This is a genomic window from Bacillus sp. AFS040349, assembly GCF_002577655.1.
Taxonomy (GTDB): domain Bacteria; phylum Bacillota; class Bacilli; order Bacillales; family Bacillaceae; genus Metabacillus.
The window spans coordinates 13,192-31,375 of the sequence record NZ_NUMC01000055.1; the positions used below are offsets into that span (position 1 = coordinate 13,192).

General features: G+C 33.3%; 25 protein-coding genes. 23 read left to right on the forward strand and 2 right to left on the reverse strand.

Going from position 1 to position 18,184, the window contains the following annotated elements; all coding sequences use genetic code 11:
• Positions 1-3: 3 nt before the first annotated feature.
• From COD11_RS12940 to COD11_RS13000, 13 genes are all read left to right on the forward strand, one after another.
• The gene (locus tag COD11_RS12940) at positions 4-1,062 is read left to right on the forward strand and encodes a GGDEF domain-containing protein (RefSeq protein WP_176551074.1); all 1,059 of its coding nucleotides are present in this window, start codon (positions 4-6) and stop codon (positions 1,060-1,062) included.
• A 223-nt stretch (positions 1,063-1,285) separates the two neighbouring features.
• Positions 1,286-1,498 (forward strand): helix-turn-helix domain-containing protein, encoded by a 213-nt coding sequence (locus COD11_RS12945; RefSeq protein WP_098797324.1) that lies wholly within the window; start codon positions 1,286-1,288, stop codon positions 1,496-1,498.
• Between the two features lie 184 nt (positions 1,499-1,682).
• On the forward strand, positions 1,683-2,030 hold the full coding sequence (locus COD11_RS12950; protein WP_098797325.1) for a hypothetical protein: 348 nt from the start codon (positions 1,683-1,685) through the stop codon (positions 2,028-2,030).
• A 289-nt stretch (positions 2,031-2,319) separates the two neighbouring features.
• Positions 2,320-2,853 carry a hypothetical protein gene (locus COD11_RS12955; protein ID WP_098797326.1) on the forward strand — a complete coding sequence of 178 codons (534 nt, stop codon included), beginning with the start codon at positions 2,320-2,322 and terminating at the stop codon, positions 2,851-2,853.
• Entirely contained in the window at positions 2,850-3,251 is a 402-nt protein-coding gene (locus COD11_RS12960; RefSeq protein WP_098797327.1) for a hypothetical protein, read from the forward strand. The genes COD11_RS12955 and COD11_RS12960 overlap by 4 nt, the downstream gene beginning before the upstream one ends.
• Entirely contained in the window at positions 3,245-3,481 is a 237-nt protein-coding gene (locus COD11_RS12965; protein WP_098797328.1) for a hypothetical protein, read from the forward strand. The genes COD11_RS12960 and COD11_RS12965 overlap by 7 nt, the downstream gene beginning before the upstream one ends.
• A 19-nt stretch (positions 3,482-3,500) precedes the next feature.
• Entirely contained in the window at positions 3,501-3,770 is a 270-nt protein-coding gene (locus COD11_RS12970; protein WP_098797329.1) for a hypothetical protein, read from the forward strand.
• A gap of 91 nt (positions 3,771-3,861) precedes the next feature.
• Positions 3,862-4,785, forward strand: coding sequence for a hypothetical protein (locus tag COD11_RS12975; RefSeq protein ID WP_098797330.1), 924 nt, complete (start codon positions 3,862-3,864; stop codon positions 4,783-4,785).
• 61 nt (positions 4,786-4,846) lie between these two features.
• Positions 4,847-5,317, forward strand: coding sequence for a hypothetical protein (locus COD11_RS12980; protein ID WP_098797331.1), 471 nt, complete (start codon positions 4,847-4,849; stop codon positions 5,315-5,317).
• Positions 5,318-5,359: 42 nt separating this feature from the next.
• Positions 5,360-5,926, forward strand: a complete 567-nt coding sequence (locus COD11_RS12985) for a hypothetical protein (protein WP_098797332.1) — start codon at positions 5,360-5,362, stop codon at positions 5,924-5,926.
• A 130-nt stretch (positions 5,927-6,056) separates the two neighbouring features.
• On the forward strand, positions 6,057-6,848 hold the full coding sequence (locus COD11_RS12990; protein WP_098797333.1) for a hypothetical protein: 792 nt from the start codon (positions 6,057-6,059) through the stop codon (positions 6,846-6,848).
• Positions 6,849-6,973: 125 nt separating this feature from the next.
• Positions 6,974-8,692 (forward strand): adenine nucleotide alpha hydrolase family protein, encoded by a 1,719-nt coding sequence (locus COD11_RS12995; RefSeq protein WP_141549685.1) that lies wholly within the window; start codon positions 6,974-6,976, stop codon positions 8,690-8,692.
• Between the two features lie 21 nt (positions 8,693-8,713).
• Positions 8,714-8,902 (forward strand): hypothetical protein, encoded by a 189-nt coding sequence (locus COD11_RS13000; RefSeq protein WP_098797335.1) that lies wholly within the window; start codon positions 8,714-8,716, stop codon positions 8,900-8,902.
• Between the two features lie 280 nt (positions 8,903-9,182).
• Here the strand turns inward: COD11_RS13000 and COD11_RS13010 are convergent, their stop codons facing one another.
• Both COD11_RS13010 and COD11_RS13015 read right to left on the reverse strand, forming a co-directional pair.
• Positions 9,183-9,542: a hypothetical protein gene (locus COD11_RS13010; protein ID WP_098797337.1), complete on the reverse strand. Its 360-nt coding sequence runs from the start codon at positions 9,540-9,542 to the stop codon at positions 9,183-9,185.
• An 83-nt stretch (positions 9,543-9,625) separates the two neighbouring features.
• Positions 9,626-9,988: a helix-turn-helix domain-containing protein gene (locus COD11_RS13015; protein WP_098797338.1), complete on the reverse strand. Its 363-nt coding sequence runs from the start codon at positions 9,986-9,988 to the stop codon at positions 9,626-9,628.
• A gap of 281 nt (positions 9,989-10,269) precedes the next feature.
• Between COD11_RS13015 and COD11_RS13020 the strand changes: the two genes are divergently transcribed.
• The 10 genes from COD11_RS13020 (at position 10,270) to COD11_RS13065 (ending at position 18,138) form a co-directional block, all read left to right on the forward strand.
• Positions 10,270-11,136, forward strand: coding sequence for a hypothetical protein (locus COD11_RS13020; protein ID WP_098797339.1), 867 nt, complete (start codon positions 10,270-10,272; stop codon positions 11,134-11,136).
• Positions 11,137-11,300: 164 nt separating this feature from the next.
• Entirely contained in the window at positions 11,301-11,846 is a 546-nt protein-coding gene (locus COD11_RS13025; RefSeq protein WP_098797340.1) for a hypothetical protein, read from the forward strand.
• Between the two features lie 277 nt (positions 11,847-12,123).
• Positions 12,124-12,474, forward strand: coding sequence for a DUF6018 family natural product bioysynthesis protein (locus COD11_RS13030; RefSeq protein WP_098797341.1), 351 nt, complete (start codon positions 12,124-12,126; stop codon positions 12,472-12,474).
• A 94-nt stretch (positions 12,475-12,568) separates the two neighbouring features.
• Positions 12,569-13,207 carry a JAB domain-containing protein gene (locus COD11_RS13035; protein ID WP_098797342.1) on the forward strand — a complete coding sequence of 213 codons (639 nt, stop codon included), beginning with the start codon at positions 12,569-12,571 and terminating at the stop codon, positions 13,205-13,207.
• 62 nt (positions 13,208-13,269) lie between these two features.
• On the forward strand, positions 13,270-13,764 hold the full coding sequence (ssb, locus tag COD11_RS13040) for a single-stranded DNA-binding protein (protein WP_098797343.1): 495 nt from the start codon (positions 13,270-13,272) through the stop codon (positions 13,762-13,764).
• Positions 13,765-13,883: 119 nt separating this feature from the next.
• Positions 13,884-14,957, forward strand: a complete 1,074-nt coding sequence (locus COD11_RS13045; protein WP_141549686.1) for a DUF6094 domain-containing protein — start codon at positions 13,884-13,886, stop codon at positions 14,955-14,957.
• Between the two features lie 61 nt (positions 14,958-15,018).
• Entirely contained in the window at positions 15,019-15,453 is a 435-nt protein-coding gene (locus tag COD11_RS13050; RefSeq protein WP_098797344.1) for a hypothetical protein, read from the forward strand.
• Positions 15,454-15,478: 25 nt separating this feature from the next.
• The gene (locus tag COD11_RS13055) at positions 15,479-15,763 is read left to right on the forward strand and encodes a hypothetical protein (RefSeq protein ID WP_098797345.1); all 285 of its coding nucleotides are present in this window, start codon (positions 15,479-15,481) and stop codon (positions 15,761-15,763) included.
• A 95-nt stretch (positions 15,764-15,858) separates the two neighbouring features.
• Positions 15,859-16,206, forward strand: a complete 348-nt coding sequence (locus COD11_RS13060) for a hypothetical protein (RefSeq protein ID WP_098797346.1) — start codon at positions 15,859-15,861, stop codon at positions 16,204-16,206.
• Between the two features lie 90 nt (positions 16,207-16,296).
• Complete coding sequence (locus tag COD11_RS13065) at positions 16,297-18,138, forward strand: LPD1 domain-containing protein (protein WP_098797347.1); 1,842 nt, start codon at positions 16,297-16,299, stop codon at positions 18,136-18,138.
• Positions 18,139-18,184 lie beyond the last annotated feature (46 nt).

Here is an 18,184-nt window from a genome sequence, read left to right on the forward strand (position 1 = left end):
ATGATGTTTGCAGAACAATTATATTTTTTTCCTCTACTCTTTAATATGATCATATTATTACTGATGTCCTTAATGGCTGCTATTCTTTACATAAGAACAAAGAAAAAGACGTATGTAAAAGTGGGAATATCTTTCTTCCTAGCCATGATTTCTTTTATATTCGTTTCTTTTGGGAGTATTAATTATGGTATTTCTATGTTTTCTCCAGCTATTCCGCTACTTATAAGTTCTCTTATACTTGTACAAGGTGGAGTTTATTATTTTTATAATCAAAAGAATTCTAAAAAACTTCTATACTTTATTATTACAATCATTTTAGTTGTTTTCACTGGAAGTACTTCATTTCAGTTATTTTCTATTTTTCCGTTTTTGATTTTAATTACATTTTCTATTCTTTCTTACATTCAGATATCGAAAGACATGTTAAAAAGAAATCATTATACTTTTTCTGTAATCTTTACGGGTTTAACAGGAATTAGTGGTCTTCTATCCATTGTGTTCGGTATGGAGATGATACTCTTTTTATTTTCATCTTTTCTAACTATCTCTTTTATCAGTCAATTCCTTATGTTTTTTGAAAGAATAATAGACCTAATGCAAGCTGCATCCTATACGTCTGTGACAGATGGATTAACTGGATTATTCAACAGAAGATTCTATACTAAACAAGCAGAACTTAAGGCACAGGCTGGCTATATAGGAGTAATATTCTGTGATATTGATAATTTCAAAAAATTAAATGATACCCAAGGGCACGATATGGGGGATAAAATTCTTAAACAAGTAGCGAACATTGCCAAAGAACTTGTGAAGGGAATCGGCATTGCTGGTCGATACGGTGGAGAAGAGATTGTATTATTAATAGAAAATCCGAAAGTAGATATCAGTGAAATTGCAGAAAAAATAAGATCAAGAGTTGAAAAAGAAACAATTGTTACTCTCTCAGTAGGGTTTGCTACTAGTAATGGAGGATTAAACTATACTGAAATTATAAATTTAGCTGATAAATATATGTACGAATCTAAATTAAGTGGTAAAAATAAAATATCAGGTCAATTATAATTACGTTAAATTGTTTTTAATTTTTTAGCAAATAATGTTAATATTAGTAATAAAAATAGGTCTTTTCTATCAATGCCATCATCCTCATTTGGTCGTTAACTCACTTGCATAGATATATTTAACTAGAATAACTATAGATACAAATAAATTTTACATAATTGTAACATCAAAACGATTGTATTATGACTTAGAAACAGTATAAAATTAGTATGGAGTTGAAATTATGGTTGAATTTGAAGATGTGAAGAAAAAATTTGGTAGACAAGTTAGAGAATATAGAATGATACGTAACCTATCACAACAAGAACTCGCAGAATTAACATCGCTACATAGGACATATATAAGTGATATAGAAAGAGGTTTACGAAATATTACACTTGAAACTATTGTAACAATTGCGAAAGCATTGAATGTAGATACTTCAGAACTTTTATAAAGATTTATTTTGCGATCAGGTTCTACTCAATTAAGTCTCTAAAATTTTTTGAATAATATTACGGAATTCTACAATAAATTTAATTATAATAATTTATTATTATAAAAAGACACATAAAAAGATACATAAAAACTAATAACTTTCCGAATGTATATATTATTATAGAGATTTAAGGAGTGGAATAATGTCTCTTATTACGAAATCTAAACAACAAGAAAATTATAGAATCGAATATATTTTTAATAGAATGAAATTTATCATTAATGATACTCAATTTGTAGACTTAATATCTTTAACAAAGGATATTTATTTTGAGTTAGAAGAACAACAAGAATTTGATACTATCGTGTTGGAAACGGATTCAAAAGAGCTTTTCTTAAGTGATTTTCCCGAAAATTTCACTGAACAACTAAGAGAAGAAGGTACAATTAAAGAAGAAGTTGTTTTGACTGAAGAAAAAATGAATTTATTAATAGAGAATTATAAAGATAATTTATTTGATATTAATATAGAGCAAATAAAATTAAATTGAACACTACCATTGCGTTTGTTATAATAAAAGTGTTAATTTTTTCTTTTTTGTTTTATTGCAACCTTTTATGGTTAGCGGGTTATTACTTCTAAACGTTATGGAGCCTTTGGGCTTGGTTTTTTTCTACGGAGAAACCATGCCTAAAGGCTCTTTTTGCGTTTTTAGGAGGTTGTGGCCAAGTTTTTATAACTAGAAACTTTTTAAGAGAGGATGTTTTTTATGAGTAATGGGTGGATTTTTTGTGTTTTATTTTTCAATGAGTTTAACAGAAATGTAGGTGAAGATTGTCATGTTTAAAATAACATGTTTCGCACCAATATCTCCTGAAGACTTGGGGAAAGCGTTAAAAGCACTTAAATTTCAAGAGAAGAAAGGCTGTTATGAGTGGTACTTAGATGGACATGTATTTAGAATTGAACCATTTAAGAATCAACCACGAGATAGTATGAAAGGTTATAGAGTTTATTTTAATGGAAACATAGATGGTGGAATCTATCTATTCGACTCTGCATTAGGTTGGTTAGAAACCAATATTAGTGGTGTTGAATGTGAATTAGAAATAGCATCTATGAAATCTAATGACTGGATTAAGGACCTTATTAGTAGGAATTCTTTCAAAACTCTTGATACAAGAGGATTATTCCTAAAAGGTCGTGTAGGGGTAGTTGTTGTTAATGACAAAGTAAACCTACAGATCCGCTCAACTAAAGGCAAACAATTAAAACTTATAGAGTGTTTAAAAGAGGTTAATGTTATACGGGATGAATTACGCCCAGATGACTTTAACCTCTTTTCGTTTATAGAGGAAGGTGTCGCAGTATGACATTTGACTTCTATACGTTCAACTCAAAGTTTTCAATTGGTGAGGATTTTATTATGAAAAATGGAGAAGTCATTGCAGAGGGAAACGTATTTCTCTTTCAAGTCTTACTCGGATATCCAGCGTATTTAATTGTTAATACGAAAAATGAATTCTGTCTCCCTCTTGTAGTAAAAACGGAGCCTATTACTTCTGTTTTACCAGAATATGAATTCTTTGATGGTTCTCAAAGGCCACATAAGTACTTATACGAGGTCGACTTTATTTATCAAAAGAAGCCTAGAAAGTTTAATGTTATGGCGGTTGATGCAGCACATGCGCGAGACCTCATAGAAATGAATCATAAAAAGGCAGAGTTTAAATTAATTAAACGTATTAAGGGAGAGAAAATATCATGTTAAAAGAGAAAATCGAGGATTTATTTAAACCGTTTTATATGAAGGAAAAACTATTCAATATGTTAAAGAAAAACGGTCAATTTATACGGCAAGATTCCACATTAGGTTATCTTTATTCTCTTTCTATTGGGGTATCCAGTGGCAAAGAAATAAAGGTTGAAGTCGCATTACAACCAGGTAAACAAATTTCTATTTTGAATGCTGCGGTTTGTGAACTTCAAATTACAGCTTAATGAGGAAAGGGAGAGAATAATGGATATTAAGTTATTACCAAATATGGTTTCTGTTAATGGAGATTGTACAAAGAAGGAAAACGTAATGATTGAAATTGTTGATTACGGAGATCAATACTTCGATGTGCATTTTCTCAAAAAGGATGAAGATTGTCTTTTGGGTACTTCTGCTTTTTGTGGCATTCATTACATAGATAATGCTTTAACAAAAGCGGGATACCTTGCTAGACAAGCTAATTTAGAGTTAAATCAAATTCGTTTTCGTTTTGTAACTGAATCGAATGAATAAGTGAAAACTCAATAACCCCTTCCTAGTAGGGGAGTAAATAAACTTTTGCTCCCTGAATACTAGGTGGGGAGCTTTATTGGGAGGAAGGAAAATGAAAAATTGTGAGAATTGTAGATTTAATTCGGACCGTTCAGAGTTTGATTTGAAGAAATGCAAGAAATGTTCCCGTACTGATCGGGCATACTTTGAACCAATTCCGAATGCTGCTTCTATTATGGAAGGGTTAATGAAAGATGGTACGTATCCTTCTCTAAATAATATTAAAAGCAGATTAAAAACAATTCAAAAAACAATGGAAAAAGAGTTATCGGGTTCTGAGTCTAAACGCCATGAATTTTCTAGATACAACGTTGTAGCAAAGTTTGTCCCTAAGAAGATTAATTCCATTGATTATGAGGGATTAAACGAATTTCTTTATAATGTTGGACTTTTGCTACCAGTTGTAAAAATAGATCATAAACAGGTGAAGAAGGACCAAGAGGTTTTAGATATCCTTGAATGTTATCAGCTGGAGCCGACCTATTATGTAAAGCCAAACTTCAATAAAAAGGGAAAAGAGCTAAATCAAGCAGACCCCTTTGAAATTGAAGGATGGAGTTTAGATCACTTAGCTGGTACCTACTCAAACCTAAATTCTCAATTGGAACATTATAAGTTTGACTATGAAAAAGCAAAACTAGCCATGTTAGAGTGTAAAGAACTTCTTCAGGATAAAAAGCTTTCTCATGAATTTGGTTCAGTTTCATTAATAGCCAATGACCCGCTTTATAATGTTCCAGCTATTAACGAAGAATTAGGCGAGGATTTTTTAATTAAATACGGTAAGCCTGATACTGATAAATTGGATTACTTTATCACGAAAGGAACTATATCCAAACGTGATATTGAACAATTTAAAACGGTGACTGACATTCGACTAGACTTTATTGTTATGGAACTTGATAAAGAAAGAAGAATGTTAGAAATGCTGCATAATAAAACGATCCGTACAGGTTTAAATCTTATGAGAGCATAAAAAAACTATAGCGGATATTTAAGAATTATCCGCTTCTTTCAGTGAGAGGTGGAAAAGTGATATGGCTAACAATTGGGATACATTACATTTCACCGATTTTAAGGATTTACAAGAGAAAGCCTATGCTAAAGCCTTAGATTGGAGAATGTATAACTTTCAAAAAAGATGGTTAGATAATTACACCAAGCGGTATGCACCTAGTTCTGAAGTCAGGTTGTTTAGATCTACAATTGAATCTTATGGAAATTACCTACAAGGTAAGATTACAAAGGTTCAAGGTGAACAGGACATGCGAGAAATTGAGAGTAAATATAACAAATTTCATAACACGATAAAAAAGGTTTTTGGATTCCATTTAGAGATGGACAAAGCTTTTGAAGAGCAAAATCAAGAATTTGGTGAGATAACATTTGAATGTCCAGTATGCAACGGACAAGCTTATGGAGCTCGCTATTCAACTCCTGATAATATGGCTCATAAAGTGACTATGCGTGCAGGTTGTCATGGTTGTGGAATTAAAATGATGAATTAAGAGACTTATATAAATCTTATATGATAACGAGGAGTGTTCTAAATGAATAAAGAAATGTTTTTTTCATTAGTACCAAAAGAAGTTATAAAAGAGGAAGATACAGATAAAAGAATCAATGAGCAAAGAAAGATAATAGAAAATGGAAAATCGTTCGTGTCTCAATTGTCAATCAATCAATGTGTATACAAAAATTTGGTGGACTTCGATATTGATGAAAGACTAAATCTATTTGACAATTTAAGATCAAGTTTAATTATCAATGAACATGGCATGTATTTCTATGACCTTGATACAGAGAGTTTTGGTTTTATATTAGAAGAAACGTTCAACTTAGAAAATATGTATGAGCTTGATAATCTATATATTGAAAACCTTTTAAATGGCAGGGATATTACGAAGGAAGAAATCTTTCTTTATGAAGGCAGAACAATGATTTTTAAAGACATTCTCGAACAGTTTGTATTCTCAAGTGGAATGCCATCTGGGAATGATCTTATGCTGATGTTAACAGTAAAGAAAGCATTGCTCGGTTCTTTCCTAGCAGAGAAAAATATTGAATCTTTGCTAAAGGGTCAAAAGGAAATTTATGATATTTCCATTTTGGTGTAAATACAAGAAAGATTTTACGACTTTGAGAAATGATTATCTTAGACATAAGAAGATAGAGGAATAACTAAAAATGGAAAGTTAAGGGAGTAACTTATTATTATTACTCTCTTAACGTTAGGAGGAAACTAAAATGTCAGAAAAAATGGTAGCAAACTTAATCCCGAAAGCAGCAAAACTTTTAGATTTAGGTGTATTTAATAAAGTGGCTGTTAGGGACGTTGACATTAGAGAAGAATTTGGAGATACACATACAGGTGATGCAGTAGAAGTTTTGACTTTTTACAGAACTGTTAGACGCACTAGTAAAAAGAAAAGAAGCTCAATCACATATGCCTTACATATCTTTTTAAAGGGTAATACTGACAAAGTAGAGGCTTCTGCTTTTGTTAGAACTTATCGGAATAAAGGGAATGTAACAATGGGGCATCGATGGTCTGCAGTTTTTCAAGGATATCGTGAAATTGATATTTCTTCAAATACAGACCAATTTAAACTAGTATCACAAGAGAGCATTTCCTTTGATGAATTATCTGTTTTTATTTCAGATGCTATAAAAAAATCTCAGGAAGTATTTAAAATTACGCCTAAAAAAGACGTATATAAACAATTCCATGAAACGGTTCAGTTCTTAACTGATCTATACAATCATGAAAATGCTATTGTGGATTTGATGTCCGTTCATTTATCAAGCACAACATTATCTTTCTCAATCACCTGTGAGACTGGTTGGGGTAGTGACTATCATTTCAACGTCACAAAAGATGGTAAATATGCAGTAATGACAATGGAAGTCGATCCAAGAGAAGTAGGGGATGAGGTATCTCCAACATTCCAGGCAAAAGAAGAGATTGAATCAAGTGATTCAGACAGTATCTATGAAGCTTTTACAACTTTATTTAAAGGCTACGGCATACTAAATTAATAATCACTTAAAAGATAATTAAAGAGTATAAATCCAATATAACGTAAGGAGGGAATGTTCCCTTGCTAAGCATATTAGCAGGGGGACATCCCCCTTTTAATATGTTTTAGCAGTGAACAAAACATATGACAGATATATTCCAAGAGATTAAAGAACACATGAAAGAGGTTTATTTGCGTGACGATGTACCCATTTCTTTAGCATTTTCAGCGGGTAAGGATAGTACTTTGCTCTTGCTATTATTATGGGAAATGCTATCTTCTTTAGACGTGAATGAAAGGAAGAAAAAGGTTCACCTTATTACTTCAGATACTGGTGTTGAGACACCCGACATGGAAAAATACGTGAGCTCAGCTCTTGATTGTATTCAGAAGTCTGCAATTGAGCAGCAGATACCAATTGAAACGACCCTGATGAAACCTAGTCTTAAACAATCATTTTGGTGGAAGATACTCGGGAAGGGTACTCTTATTTCAACTCCTAATACGCGTCACAGATGGTGTACAAGTATGCTCAAGATACTGCCCACTCAAGACAAGCTAAAAGAACTACTAGCACAGTCTCCAGTTCAAATTGGAAACCATAACAAGCATCAATTGATTCTCATGCTTGGCACACGCTTAGATGAGTCAACCCGACGTAAAATGAGCATTCAATCTTATCAATTAAGCGAAGAATCTCTATTTAGTCGTCATAGTGATTTTGATGAAATCTTGTGCTACGGGCCTCTGAAATTCGTTTCTTCTGATGAATTATGGTTTAAACTAATGGACTATGAAACTTTTCCTTTTGGAGTGAAATTAACAGATTTAACACTTCAGTACGGAGAATCAATTATGGAGTGCGGAATGAAAACGAGTAGTGACCAAGGTAATTCTTGTGGTGCAGCTGGAAATCGCGCAGGATGTTGGACTTGCGGTATGGTAAGTGGTCAAGATCCTATGCTTCTTCGACATATTGAAGAAGGAAAAACGGATTATAAATATCTATTAGACTGGAAATCACTCATGTTACGAATGAGAAATGATATCCGCTACCGAGAGGTACTTCCGAGACAACAGTTTAATAAAAAACTGAAAGAACTTGAACAGGACCGCAGTCAGAGTAATCAAATGGGCTTGTTTGAATTAAGTGAAAATCCTTATTTGGACCAATATCACTCATTTAAACGAGCTACATATGATGAATATGCTCCAGGTGCTTTGACAGTTGAGGGTAGAAGGATTCTTTTAGAATACCTATTATTCATACAAGAAAAAACAGGCTATGAGCTTATTAAAGACTATGAGATTGATGCTATTCTTGAGTGTTGGAAAGATACTGACGGAATATCCGTTAATCGACAAGAGTTGAAGCCCACTGAATTTTCTTATGACGGAGAGGTTATTTTCTTGCCTAATAAACGAATCAATAAAAAACTCACAAAAAACCCTAACTCTGTATTCTATGTAGACATAGATTTAAAGATGGAAGAAGGGGAGTTATTTGAGTTTTTTAAGGAACGTCAGCAAGCAACAGGAAAAAGTTATTTCTTTTTTCCGAAAACCTTTGAAGTAAAAGAAAAGACAATGGTATGGAACCAGGTATCCATAGTAGTCTGTCGTGAAGGTATTGAGGACTCACAACAAGCCCACGAAGCTGTTTATGAATGGTTAGGTTGGGTGTATGGGTCTTTCAACGAAAAGACACGAGAAGCGGCTTTAAAGCATCTCATGTTAAGTGCAATTGGTGAAGGTCTGCTTAGTAAGATAGAAGAGGATAAAAAGAAAGCTAAATCGGCTGTTCCTAAAGTGGAAATACCACTTGTCGAACATGATAACGGACAATTTAGTTTAGCTATATAAATGCGCTAGGAGGAACATGGAATGAATCAACATAATGTAGAATTTGATCTAGAAAAGATGAAGAGATTAGCGGAGAAAGATAAGCTTATACAGTTTGTCGTGAATGATCTTCTTAAGAAATTAGAGGATGAGGTAGTTACTTATCAAGTTGTCTTCAATAGTTATGTCTTAGATGACTCGACTATGGAAGATTTCTATAGTAATCTTTAAATAATAACCAAAAAGGAATCAGATAAATATTTTATCTGATTCCTTTTTTTAATTTTTTTCGGTAAGCCAATCAGGAAGCTTAAAATTTTTCTTCCATTCTTCCTCCTTCTCATGAAAAATACCAGTCTCATACTCAAATTTGCACTTTTTGCAAATATCCCATCTACTGGTAATATCTCCATTTATATATAAAGAAGTATCGGCATCTCCTTCACACAAAACGCATATCTTCGGTTTTTCGCACATTCCCTAACACTCCTTTTTAAATAATTCAGTAATCTTACCCTTTAAATTCTTCTATCTGATGATCTAAAAAATTACTCATGAACCTTTGTAATTCAGCTAGTATTTTTTCAGCATCTTTTTTTCGAGAAACACATATAGGATTATTTTGTCCGACTTTAAACACAAAGAAGCCCATTAATTTATTTGACTCATATTCACCTGGATCTATGGATATAACTATTTTTCTTGAAAAAGTTCTCTTAGCAACAGTAACGACAGTTTGCTTATTTTCCTCTAAGTTATTTAGTACAAAGTCCCGAAATGATTCACTTAGTATTTGTACGTCACAAACAACCTCGAATTTTCTAAGACTATTTTTATTTGTGTTTATCCATGTGTTAACGTAGTGCTTCATATAATTTCCTCTCTTTTTCCCTACTCTGTATACTTTTTTTTACAATAGTGTATCTATTTTATGTGTCTATATAAAAGGATTCCTTACTTACTATCCATTAGGATAAAATCAAGGTACTTTAGTATATCTTTCTTTTTTTCATCTGATATCACAACGTTTTTGTTTTTAATATGAGTAACAATTGCTCGAATGGCTGGTCCATTGATATCAGTCGCTTCTTCATTGCCACTTCTTTCCTCTAAAAAGTAGTCTAAGTTTTTCCCGAAATATTTCGCAATAGTAATTGCTGTATCTATTTTAGGTTCACCTAAATCATTCTCATATCTAGAAACCATACTTTTACTTATCGTCGTGCCATATTGTTGATTAATGTTTTCGACAAGATCATCTATACTAACTTTTTCTGTAAATCTTAGTTCTCTTAATTTTTCTCCAAATTTCCCCATAAATTAATTCCTGCTTTCTATCATTTAATTTATATATTTATAATATATCTTCTGTTCCTAAAACGCAACAAAAATAACGATAATCCATTCCTTAAATAGAACATTTTTTCATTAACCTATATGAATAAGTTTTAAAGCCTAACTAATTAAAGAATCCTTTATAGATACTTGCTTTAATGTTATAAGTCTTGAGCCATAAAAAAGCTGTGTTTCTATGTCTATTAAACTTTTTGATTGACCATACTTCTATTAGCTAGTTATCAAGTAAAGGAGTGATTCGGTTGTTTACACATAATCTTAATTGGGTTTATAGAGTTCACGAAAGTTTAGCTGACGGTTTAATTGAAACATGTGATGTTTTTGAAGGAATGTTCGAAGAAGGGATATTAGAACTTAATCTCATTACAGCAGACGAACACCCTCAGATTATTTTAAAGTCTAATGACGTTGAAGAATCTATTGAAATTAATTTGTATTTCGACCCTTATAACCAGGAATTTTATACATACAGTAATAGTAGAGATGTTAAGTTTTTGAAGAAGGACTTTAATGAGATCCTAGAGTATTTTCATGAAGAGTTACATTATTCTATTGAAAATGAATTTGATAGTGAAGTTTCATCAGGAAATAGCGGTGTTACTTGGTTTAATGATTATCAACTGGCGGATTCGCATGAAATGGAAGATAACGTTAACCTAATATCCCTCTATCGTATTGGCATTAATGAATTCAGAAGAGTAATAATCGAAAATAAGAAGGAAATATATCAAGGGGAAGAAATGAAAAGCTCAACCATAACAGGTCAAGAATATTATAGTATTTCTGATATAGAATGCCTTTCCTCCTTGTTTAACTCATATGTCATTAAACCAAGTGAAAAGGTTAATAAAATCATTATATTAGTGTTTTTTGAGTCTCAAACTGTATCACTTAAATTAGATGATGGGAAAATAGCGGTAGTCAATCGCATAGCTGGTGAGTATGTTATTACGGATTATGAGGAAGAACCTATTGTTATCGGTAGCATGGATGAATTTGAAGTATTCCTCTATACAATTGCAAACAAAATTCAATCTTATACTTACCAGAATAAGTATGGCCATTTAGAGTTATTAGATGATGATATAGAAGATAAGAAGGCGGAATAGTGTACGGTTATGGATTACTATTAACTCAAAGCGAGAAAGAGTAATTTTTCAAGATAGTCCTGAGTTAGTTACCTACTAACTGTTATAACCTCCTAATATAGTTAAAAATTACAAGCAATTCCAAATATGTAGTGATAAAATAGTCCTGAAAAGGAGTGTTTTATGTGAAAAAAGTACCTACGATATTATTATTTTGTTTACTCGTTATTCTGACTGTTGGTTGTTCATCAACTAAAAATGCAAATGCTCAAGCTGAAGCTAAAAAACAAGCAGAATTGGATAAGGCAAAGTATAACGAGGCATTAGCTAGTTTTTACAAGGATACAGATCTAACATTTTCTTATTCAGAAGAGATTTTAACTAAATACCTTGAATACTGGGATTTGCTTGGAGCGGATAGTGTAGATGCTGCGATGGCAGTTTCAAGAGAAACAAGAGATAAGGCCAATGAATTATTTGAAGGTTTACCAGATAATTTAAAGTTGGTATCAGAAGCTGCGAAACAATATCCTGAAGAATATCAAGAGATATATGATGAAACTAAAAATTTATACGAAACCACTATAGCCCTAATGGAACAGGTAAACAGCCCGTCAGGTAATTACATAACATTTACTGAGAACACAACTACTTTATCCCAGGATTATAAAAGCAATCGTGTTCTCATTGATGCATTATTATCAGATGATGTGAAAGAACTTATAGAATAGAAGAAGTGATTGGAATCTACCGTTTATTTCTCTATTATTTAAAAACTGAAAAATCTGTTGTACAGGTTACCAAAACATAGTAATATAAAGGAGTATTGTATTTTTGTTTTTGTTTAATTGCGACCTTTTAGGTTAGCGGGTATTGTTATGAAACGTTATGGCGTTCTTTGGAGCGATTCTTTTTCACACAACACGTGTGTCTATGAATCTTTCTGGAGAACGCCTTTTTGCGTTTTATATAAAAAATAATTTATCTTCAGAAAGGTGATGTTTTTAAATGGGTGCAACAACATTAGCGGAGTTATTTAACAAGAGTGATGTAATTGAGGATTGTAGAAAGTCAGTACAGAATAAGGTAGCTTTTTATGAACGTTCTCGAATTTCAGCGGAGATCATTTTAAAAGATGGTACTCGTCGTTATTTTCGTTGTCGTTCTAATAATCAACATATTGCTTTAGGGGAAGTTTTGGCTTTCGTTAAATCGGTTGAAACTGCTACTGGTGAACAAGTTGTTTGGAGATTCAAAGGGGAAAACATGTACCGTATGGGAAGTGAAAAACCAGTTGAATTATCTAAGAAACATAAAGTGGTTCATTTTATCAAAGAGTTATTTTATCTAAACGATTAATTAAAAAGAATTAATGGGTGTGAAAGGCAAAGTGATTTTATCGCTTTGTCTTTTATTTATTTTGGGAGTTCAGAGAGGAAAGGATGTTTGTATTATGAAGAAACATTATTCAATTGCTAAAGAGGAAATGGCATTTTACGGAGCAGATTGTACAAGTTTACAAAATTTCTTAGCCATCTTAATTGGACCAAATGCAGATCCTTCTGTTACCGGTCAATTAGCTGGTTTAGGGATTTCAAAACTAGCTTCATTAAGTGTTGAGGAATTAAAGGAATTTCAAGGTATTGGAGAACTTGGAGCATCAAGGATTGTTTCTGCATTTGGGTTAGCTAATTTGTTCAAAAAAACCGCAAAAGAAGAAAGATATACAATTCGATCACCGAAAGATGCTGCGAATTTCTTTTCTGACTTAGCGGGATTAAAACAAGAACAATTTGAAGCATGTTACTTGAACACAAAAAATCAAGTAATCTCAAGAAAAACAATCTTTAAAGGTACTTTAAATGCTTCTATAGTACATCCTAGGGAGATATTTCACGAAGCTTTAAAAGTTTCTGCTGCAAGCATGGTTGTTTGCCATCAGCACCCTAGTGGTGATCCTTCTCCATCTAATGAAGATATTGAGATTACTAGGAGACTTATTGAAGTAGGGAAAATAACAGGAATTGAGGTTTTAGACCACATCATAATTGGTGAATATGGTTCTTACAGAAATGTAAAAGCATATATTTAATATTCTTTTATTAACGAGGTAAAAAATATATTAATAATAAGTGAAATAGGAGATGTAAAATAATGTCAATTAATCGTATTGTTCTAGTTGGTAGGCTTACAAAAAATCCCGAGCTAAAATTTACTCCTAGTGGAGTAGCTGTTGCTACTTTTACTTTGGCTGTTAACCGTACATTCCCAAATCAACAGGGAGAGTATGAAGCAGATTTCCTAAATTGTGTTGTTTGGCGCAAACAGGCTGAATCAGCTGCCGACCATCTAAAAAAAGGAAATTTATGTGGGGTAGATGGTAGGTTGCAATCTAGAACATATCAAGATCAGTCAGGGAAGACAGTTTTTGTTACTGAAGTTGTAGCCGAAAGCGTACAATTTCTTGAGCCGAAAGGTAATAGAAATAGCGGTCAAGGCAACAATAGTAACAATAACAATCAGGGTAATAACAATTACGGAGGATATCAGGGCTCTGGTAATAACAACAATTCAGGTGGTTACGAAAGTGATCCATTCGCAAACATGGGCACTCCAGTAGACATCCCGGATGACAATTTGCCATTTTAATAACCTAAAATGATAAATAACTAGAGACCTATATTAGATATTTACAAGAGAGTGTTTTATTCCCAATGGAATGAGCACTCTTTTTTGTTACTTTAAAACGATTTTGGGAGGATATAAATATGTCACATATTGGAAATAAGATTCGAAGTGGTTTCTTTGCAACACCAGAACGTCAAGGAGAATATCTTGCACAGCTGCTTGATGTAAAAGGAGATAGTGCCTTTTTTGACCCTACTTGTGGGGAAGGCTCAATCTTACATCAATTAGCAACTGCTTTAAGAAGCGATGATTGTACGATCTCTACTTACGGTGTTGAGTTGGATAAAGCAAGAGCGGAGAAAGCACAAGGAGTACTGGATCATTGTATTAATGCACCTATTGAGAGCATGGTGATACAGAATGATGTGTTTTCTTTCTTATTCTTAAATCCACCGTACGACTTCACAATGAAGGGTATGGAGGATGAATCTGCAGATCGGAAGGAGTATATAGAATTAACTAGAAATGTTCGTTATTTAAAAGAACGTGGGTTAATGATCTATATCATTCCTAGTTACCGATATGCCGATAAGAAAATAGCTAGATTCCTTGCGACTCACTTTAATAATATTGGAGTTATAAAGTTTTCTGATGAAGATTATGATGATTTTAAACAGACAATCTTTATTGGAAATAAGAAAGGCGGGAAATTTAAAGAGTTTAATAAAAAGCTCTATGATTTCTTGCTGGAAATGGATAACGAAGAGTTTGTTAAAACCAAAGTGACACCTATCAATCAAATGGTAGGTAAGCATAAATGGACCGTTCCAGTAGGAGCTTTAGAACTGAAAACCTTTTATTCCAAATTAGAAAGTAAATCTAATTTCTATGAAGGTATTCTTCAATCAAAAGGGTTCTCAGCTTTTAAAGAGCGTTCTAAGCCGAAACAATTGGTTATTGGAGGTAATCCATGTTTACCAATCAATCAAGGACAAACCTCTTTGCTTCTTGCTAGTGGGGCTGTCAATGGAGAGATTGGAGAAGGAGATCATTACCATCTTGTTCAAGGTTTAGAAGTCGTATCGAAAGTTACTGAAGAAGAAGTGAGACCTCACGACAACGGAAGCAAGACGGTTATTACCAAAACGAGAACAAAACGTGATGCATCGATTAAATTCTGCACACCATCTGGTTTGGTAGGAAAAATGATGTAGTAAACGAAGGTACGTATGATTGCGTGCCTTTTTATCGTATTCCAGGGAGGTAGTTAATAATATGGATTATAAAAAAGAGGATATGATCAGACAATTTAAGAGAGTGATTGATGACCGCAGCTTAGATAGCATGAAAAACAAGTTATATGAATTTTTCCATCTGAACTGTGGATTCATCGCTCATTATAATATTGTTGGATTTAAGCACGAATACAGCGGTCATTCTTTCTTGCGGTTTCTCGACCAATTTACGACTCCACCATATTATTTATCTTATCGTGATGAATGTGGAGAGATTATACGTGAAATGTGTAAGTACGCAAAGGAATGTGAAAAACAAATTCGTTATGAGTTTGAAAATCGTACTGTCAATCAAAAGGTCAATCGCTTGAGAATGTTAGCAGAGGAATTAGGTTATGACATTGTTCCGAAAGACAAGGGCTCAAATGCTCTACCTTTATCGGTAAGTGACAATGGCCAATTCACCTTATTTTAAAACGAATAGAAGAGAGGTTACTAAAATGGTAGGAAATTTTATATATATTGATGTTTTTCTATGCAACCAATTGACTGATGAACAGGTGAAGTTACGTGTTCGTTCAAATGAGGAATATGATCAAGCGTATGAAAAATACGATGAGCTACTAACGAAAGATGATTGTTGGCTTATGGTAAGAGCGCCGTATGTAAAATGCGCTTGTAATAGACTTGTAGAATGTGGAGGCTTTACGAATACATGTGATTGTGGTCGTGATTACAATTTTTCTGGTACAGAATTAGCTAATCGTTCTCTTTGGGGTGAATAGGCTGGTGAGCACTAGACAAGTTGTATGTAAGTCTTCAATTGATACGTTATGTGATATTAATAAATGGCATATTATTTTTATGGAGTGATTCATTAATGAGTTATGCAGCGGTTAAACTTCTATCACAGAATTCATTAGATAATGCATTTTATGAGTTCAAGTCTAAGGAAGAACGGGAACAATTCAAATTACCTTTTTATAACCTCAAGATTAACGACAAAGTTTCTATAAAAGGTTGTAAAAAACTTTGGATTGTTTGTAATACCAATAATGGTAATGAGTTCTATTCATGCGGTAAGTATCATGTGCATGGAAACATTACGATTAATGATGAAAAAGGTTATTACGCTTCTATAAGAAGAGAAGACATTGAGAAGATCATTAAAGATAAAGAAGATGAAGATTTGTTTTATAACAATGGACAGTTAGCATTTTCTTTTTAAATAGAACTTTAATTTATACGAGAATTTTTGAGCGTAGAGGATAAGCATAGCTTGTCCTCTTTTTATTTTAACGAAATGGGAGAGGTTAATATGGAACAAATAAGCTTATTTCCTTCACAGGAGGAACAAGAATCATTAGATATTCGTGCAGAGCAACAACTTAATAGAAAAGTATCTTATGATGTGGGAGAAAAAATTGGGAATAGTCGTAAAGACCAAGCAGCTCTAAAGAAACAATTCTTAGAAGATAAGAGCATTGATGTACTTACACAAATCGAAAGTGCGTCTGCTGTTCTTGCTGCGGAATTGATTTCAAAACAGGAGTTGTTTGCTGATTTTTCCTTAGAAAAAGAACGTGACCTTGGCGTGGATTGTATGGTGGCACGACTTAAACAATTAGTTATCCAACGAGTTGTTAGTCAGCCTGCTGATGAAGCGGACTCACGAAAGGACTTCTTCAAAGCATCTCAAGAACTGATGAAGCGAATGAATAATCTTTATACATGGGATGAATTTGAATCCTTCATAAAGGTTATGAATAACCAATTGAGATACGAGGGTTCTAGTGGAGAATACACTGAGAAAAGAATTGCGACATTGAAAGAAGAGATTTCTAATGCCGACACTTTGGATCCAAAAGAGTGTGAGGAATTAAAAAGAAATCTTCAAAAAGCAGAAATACGCTTAAAAGATATTAATGAAGCGAACCTGTGGAATTTTAGTGTGCTGGGTGAATCATTTAAAAACTTTTTCACTAAACAACAAAGTATTAATAGCACGATAAAAGCAGCAAGCAAAATTAAATCATGGGATGACTTACTTTCACCTAAAAAAAGTAAAAGCGGGAGAAAAACAAATAAGCCAGTATGGGAACGTTCGTTACCAGACCGTCCAGATCGTGTTGGTGGGAGAGAGATCAAAGTCACAAATCCAGAGAACATGCTTCGTACTTTTAGCTTTAGAGGAATTGAATTCGGAGTTTATGTTAACGACCAAAAGGGTCTTGAACATATTTTCCGCTGTTCCGAAGCACTTCTTGATTTAGCGGAGATTTTAGAGATCTCAGAGTACTCCATTTCTCTTAACTCTACTCTTGGTCTAGCATTTGGAGCAAGAGGTAGGGGTGGAAATGCTCTTGGCACATACGAGCCGGGCTACAAGGTAATCAACTTCACAAAAGAACGTGGAACATTAGGCATTACTGCCCATGAATGGTTTCATGCTCTTGATAACTATTTATTTGATCATTCGCATCAACATAAAAATGGTCAATTTGGTTATCTTTCAAACCTTGAAGGCTACGGAATAACAATCTCAACAGGCATCGTTAACGCTATGAAAGAGCTTATGGAAGAAATTCGGGAAGGTAGTTCTTTGGCTTATTTCAGTAATGACAATAAACCAGAGGCAAGCTGGCGTTTATCGTACTCATTAAAAGATTCTTATCAACGTGAAAATGGAGATTTATTATCCGTTATGACGAAATACAAGAACAAACTTGATGAGTCTTATAGCTACCATGTTAAAATGCTCTCTTTTATCGAGCGAGAAAAAGGCATGGAAAAGCTTGAAAAAAGATTGCAGAGGGATTTAAAGAAGTATGCCCAAGCTCTTGCCTGGTATCATGAGCAACAAACAGGCGAGCGTGTAGAAGAGATTCCGTATCCATCTAATAAAAGTCAGTATTTTCAACAAGCAATCCATTTGGATCGTGGAAAAGTGAATAAATACTGGTCAAAAGGGGTGGAATTGGCTGCACGTGCTTTTGAAGCATATATTGAAGATAAACTAACTTCAATGGGCAGAAAAAATGATTATTTAGTATGTGGAACAAGAGATGCTTCCGCTTTTCCATGCGGAGAAGAAAGAGAAGCAATTAATCATAAGTTTGGTGAACTATTTAAACAGATTGAAAAAGTTCATCTTTTATAGAGACATATTTTTGGAGCAAGGGAATGAATGACTACCTTGCTCTTTC

Coding starts and splice junctions, on each gene's coding strand:
- COD11_RS12940 (WP_176551074.1), top strand. CDS start 4: ATGTTTGCAGAACAATTATATTTTTTTCCTCTACTCTTTAATATGATC.
- COD11_RS12945 (WP_098797324.1), top strand. CDS start 1,286: ATGGTTGAATTTGAAGATGTGAAGAAAAAATTTGGTAGACAAGTTAGA.
- COD11_RS12950 (WP_098797325.1), top strand. CDS start 1,683: ATGTCTCTTATTACGAAATCTAAACAACAAGAAAATTATAGAATCGAA.
- COD11_RS12955 (WP_098797326.1), top strand. CDS start 2,320: ATGTTTAAAATAACATGTTTCGCACCAATATCTCCTGAAGACTTGGGG.
- COD11_RS12960 (WP_098797327.1), top strand. CDS start 2,850: ATGACATTTGACTTCTATACGTTCAACTCAAAGTTTTCAATTGGTGAG.
- COD11_RS12965 (WP_098797328.1), top strand. CDS start 3,245: ATGTTAAAAGAGAAAATCGAGGATTTATTTAAACCGTTTTATATGAAG.
- COD11_RS12970 (WP_098797329.1), top strand. CDS start 3,501: ATGGATATTAAGTTATTACCAAATATGGTTTCTGTTAATGGAGATTGT.
- COD11_RS12975 (WP_098797330.1), top strand. CDS start 3,862: ATGAAAAATTGTGAGAATTGTAGATTTAATTCGGACCGTTCAGAGTTT.
- COD11_RS12980 (WP_098797331.1), top strand. CDS start 4,847: ATGGCTAACAATTGGGATACATTACATTTCACCGATTTTAAGGATTTA.
- COD11_RS12985 (WP_098797332.1), top strand. CDS start 5,360: ATGAATAAAGAAATGTTTTTTTCATTAGTACCAAAAGAAGTTATAAAA.
- COD11_RS12990 (WP_098797333.1), top strand. CDS start 6,057: ATGTCAGAAAAAATGGTAGCAAACTTAATCCCGAAAGCAGCAAAACTT.
- COD11_RS12995 (WP_141549685.1), top strand. CDS start 6,974: ATGACAGATATATTCCAAGAGATTAAAGAACACATGAAAGAGGTTTAT.
- COD11_RS13000 (WP_098797335.1), top strand. CDS start 8,714: ATGAATCAACATAATGTAGAATTTGATCTAGAAAAGATGAAGAGATTA.
- COD11_RS13010 (WP_098797337.1), bottom strand. CDS start 9,542: ATGAAGCACTACGTTAACACATGGATAAACACAAATAAAAATAGTCTT.
- COD11_RS13015 (WP_098797338.1), bottom strand. CDS start 9,988: ATGGGGAAATTTGGAGAAAAATTAAGAGAACTAAGATTTACAGAAAAA.
- COD11_RS13030 (WP_098797341.1), top strand. CDS start 12,124: ATGGGTGCAACAACATTAGCGGAGTTATTTAACAAGAGTGATGTAATT.
- COD11_RS13035 (WP_098797342.1), top strand. CDS start 12,569: ATGAAGAAACATTATTCAATTGCTAAAGAGGAAATGGCATTTTACGGA.
- ssb (WP_098797343.1), top strand. CDS start 13,270: ATGTCAATTAATCGTATTGTTCTAGTTGGTAGGCTTACAAAAAATCCC.
- COD11_RS13045 (WP_141549686.1), top strand. CDS start 13,884: ATGTCACATATTGGAAATAAGATTCGAAGTGGTTTCTTTGCAACACCA.
- COD11_RS13050 (WP_098797344.1), top strand. CDS start 15,019: ATGGATTATAAAAAAGAGGATATGATCAGACAATTTAAGAGAGTGATT.
- COD11_RS13055 (WP_098797345.1), top strand. CDS start 15,479: ATGGTAGGAAATTTTATATATATTGATGTTTTTCTATGCAACCAATTG.
- COD11_RS13060 (WP_098797346.1), top strand. CDS start 15,859: ATGAGTTATGCAGCGGTTAAACTTCTATCACAGAATTCATTAGATAAT.
- COD11_RS13065 (WP_098797347.1), top strand. CDS start 16,297: ATGGAACAAATAAGCTTATTTCCTTCACAGGAGGAACAAGAATCATTA.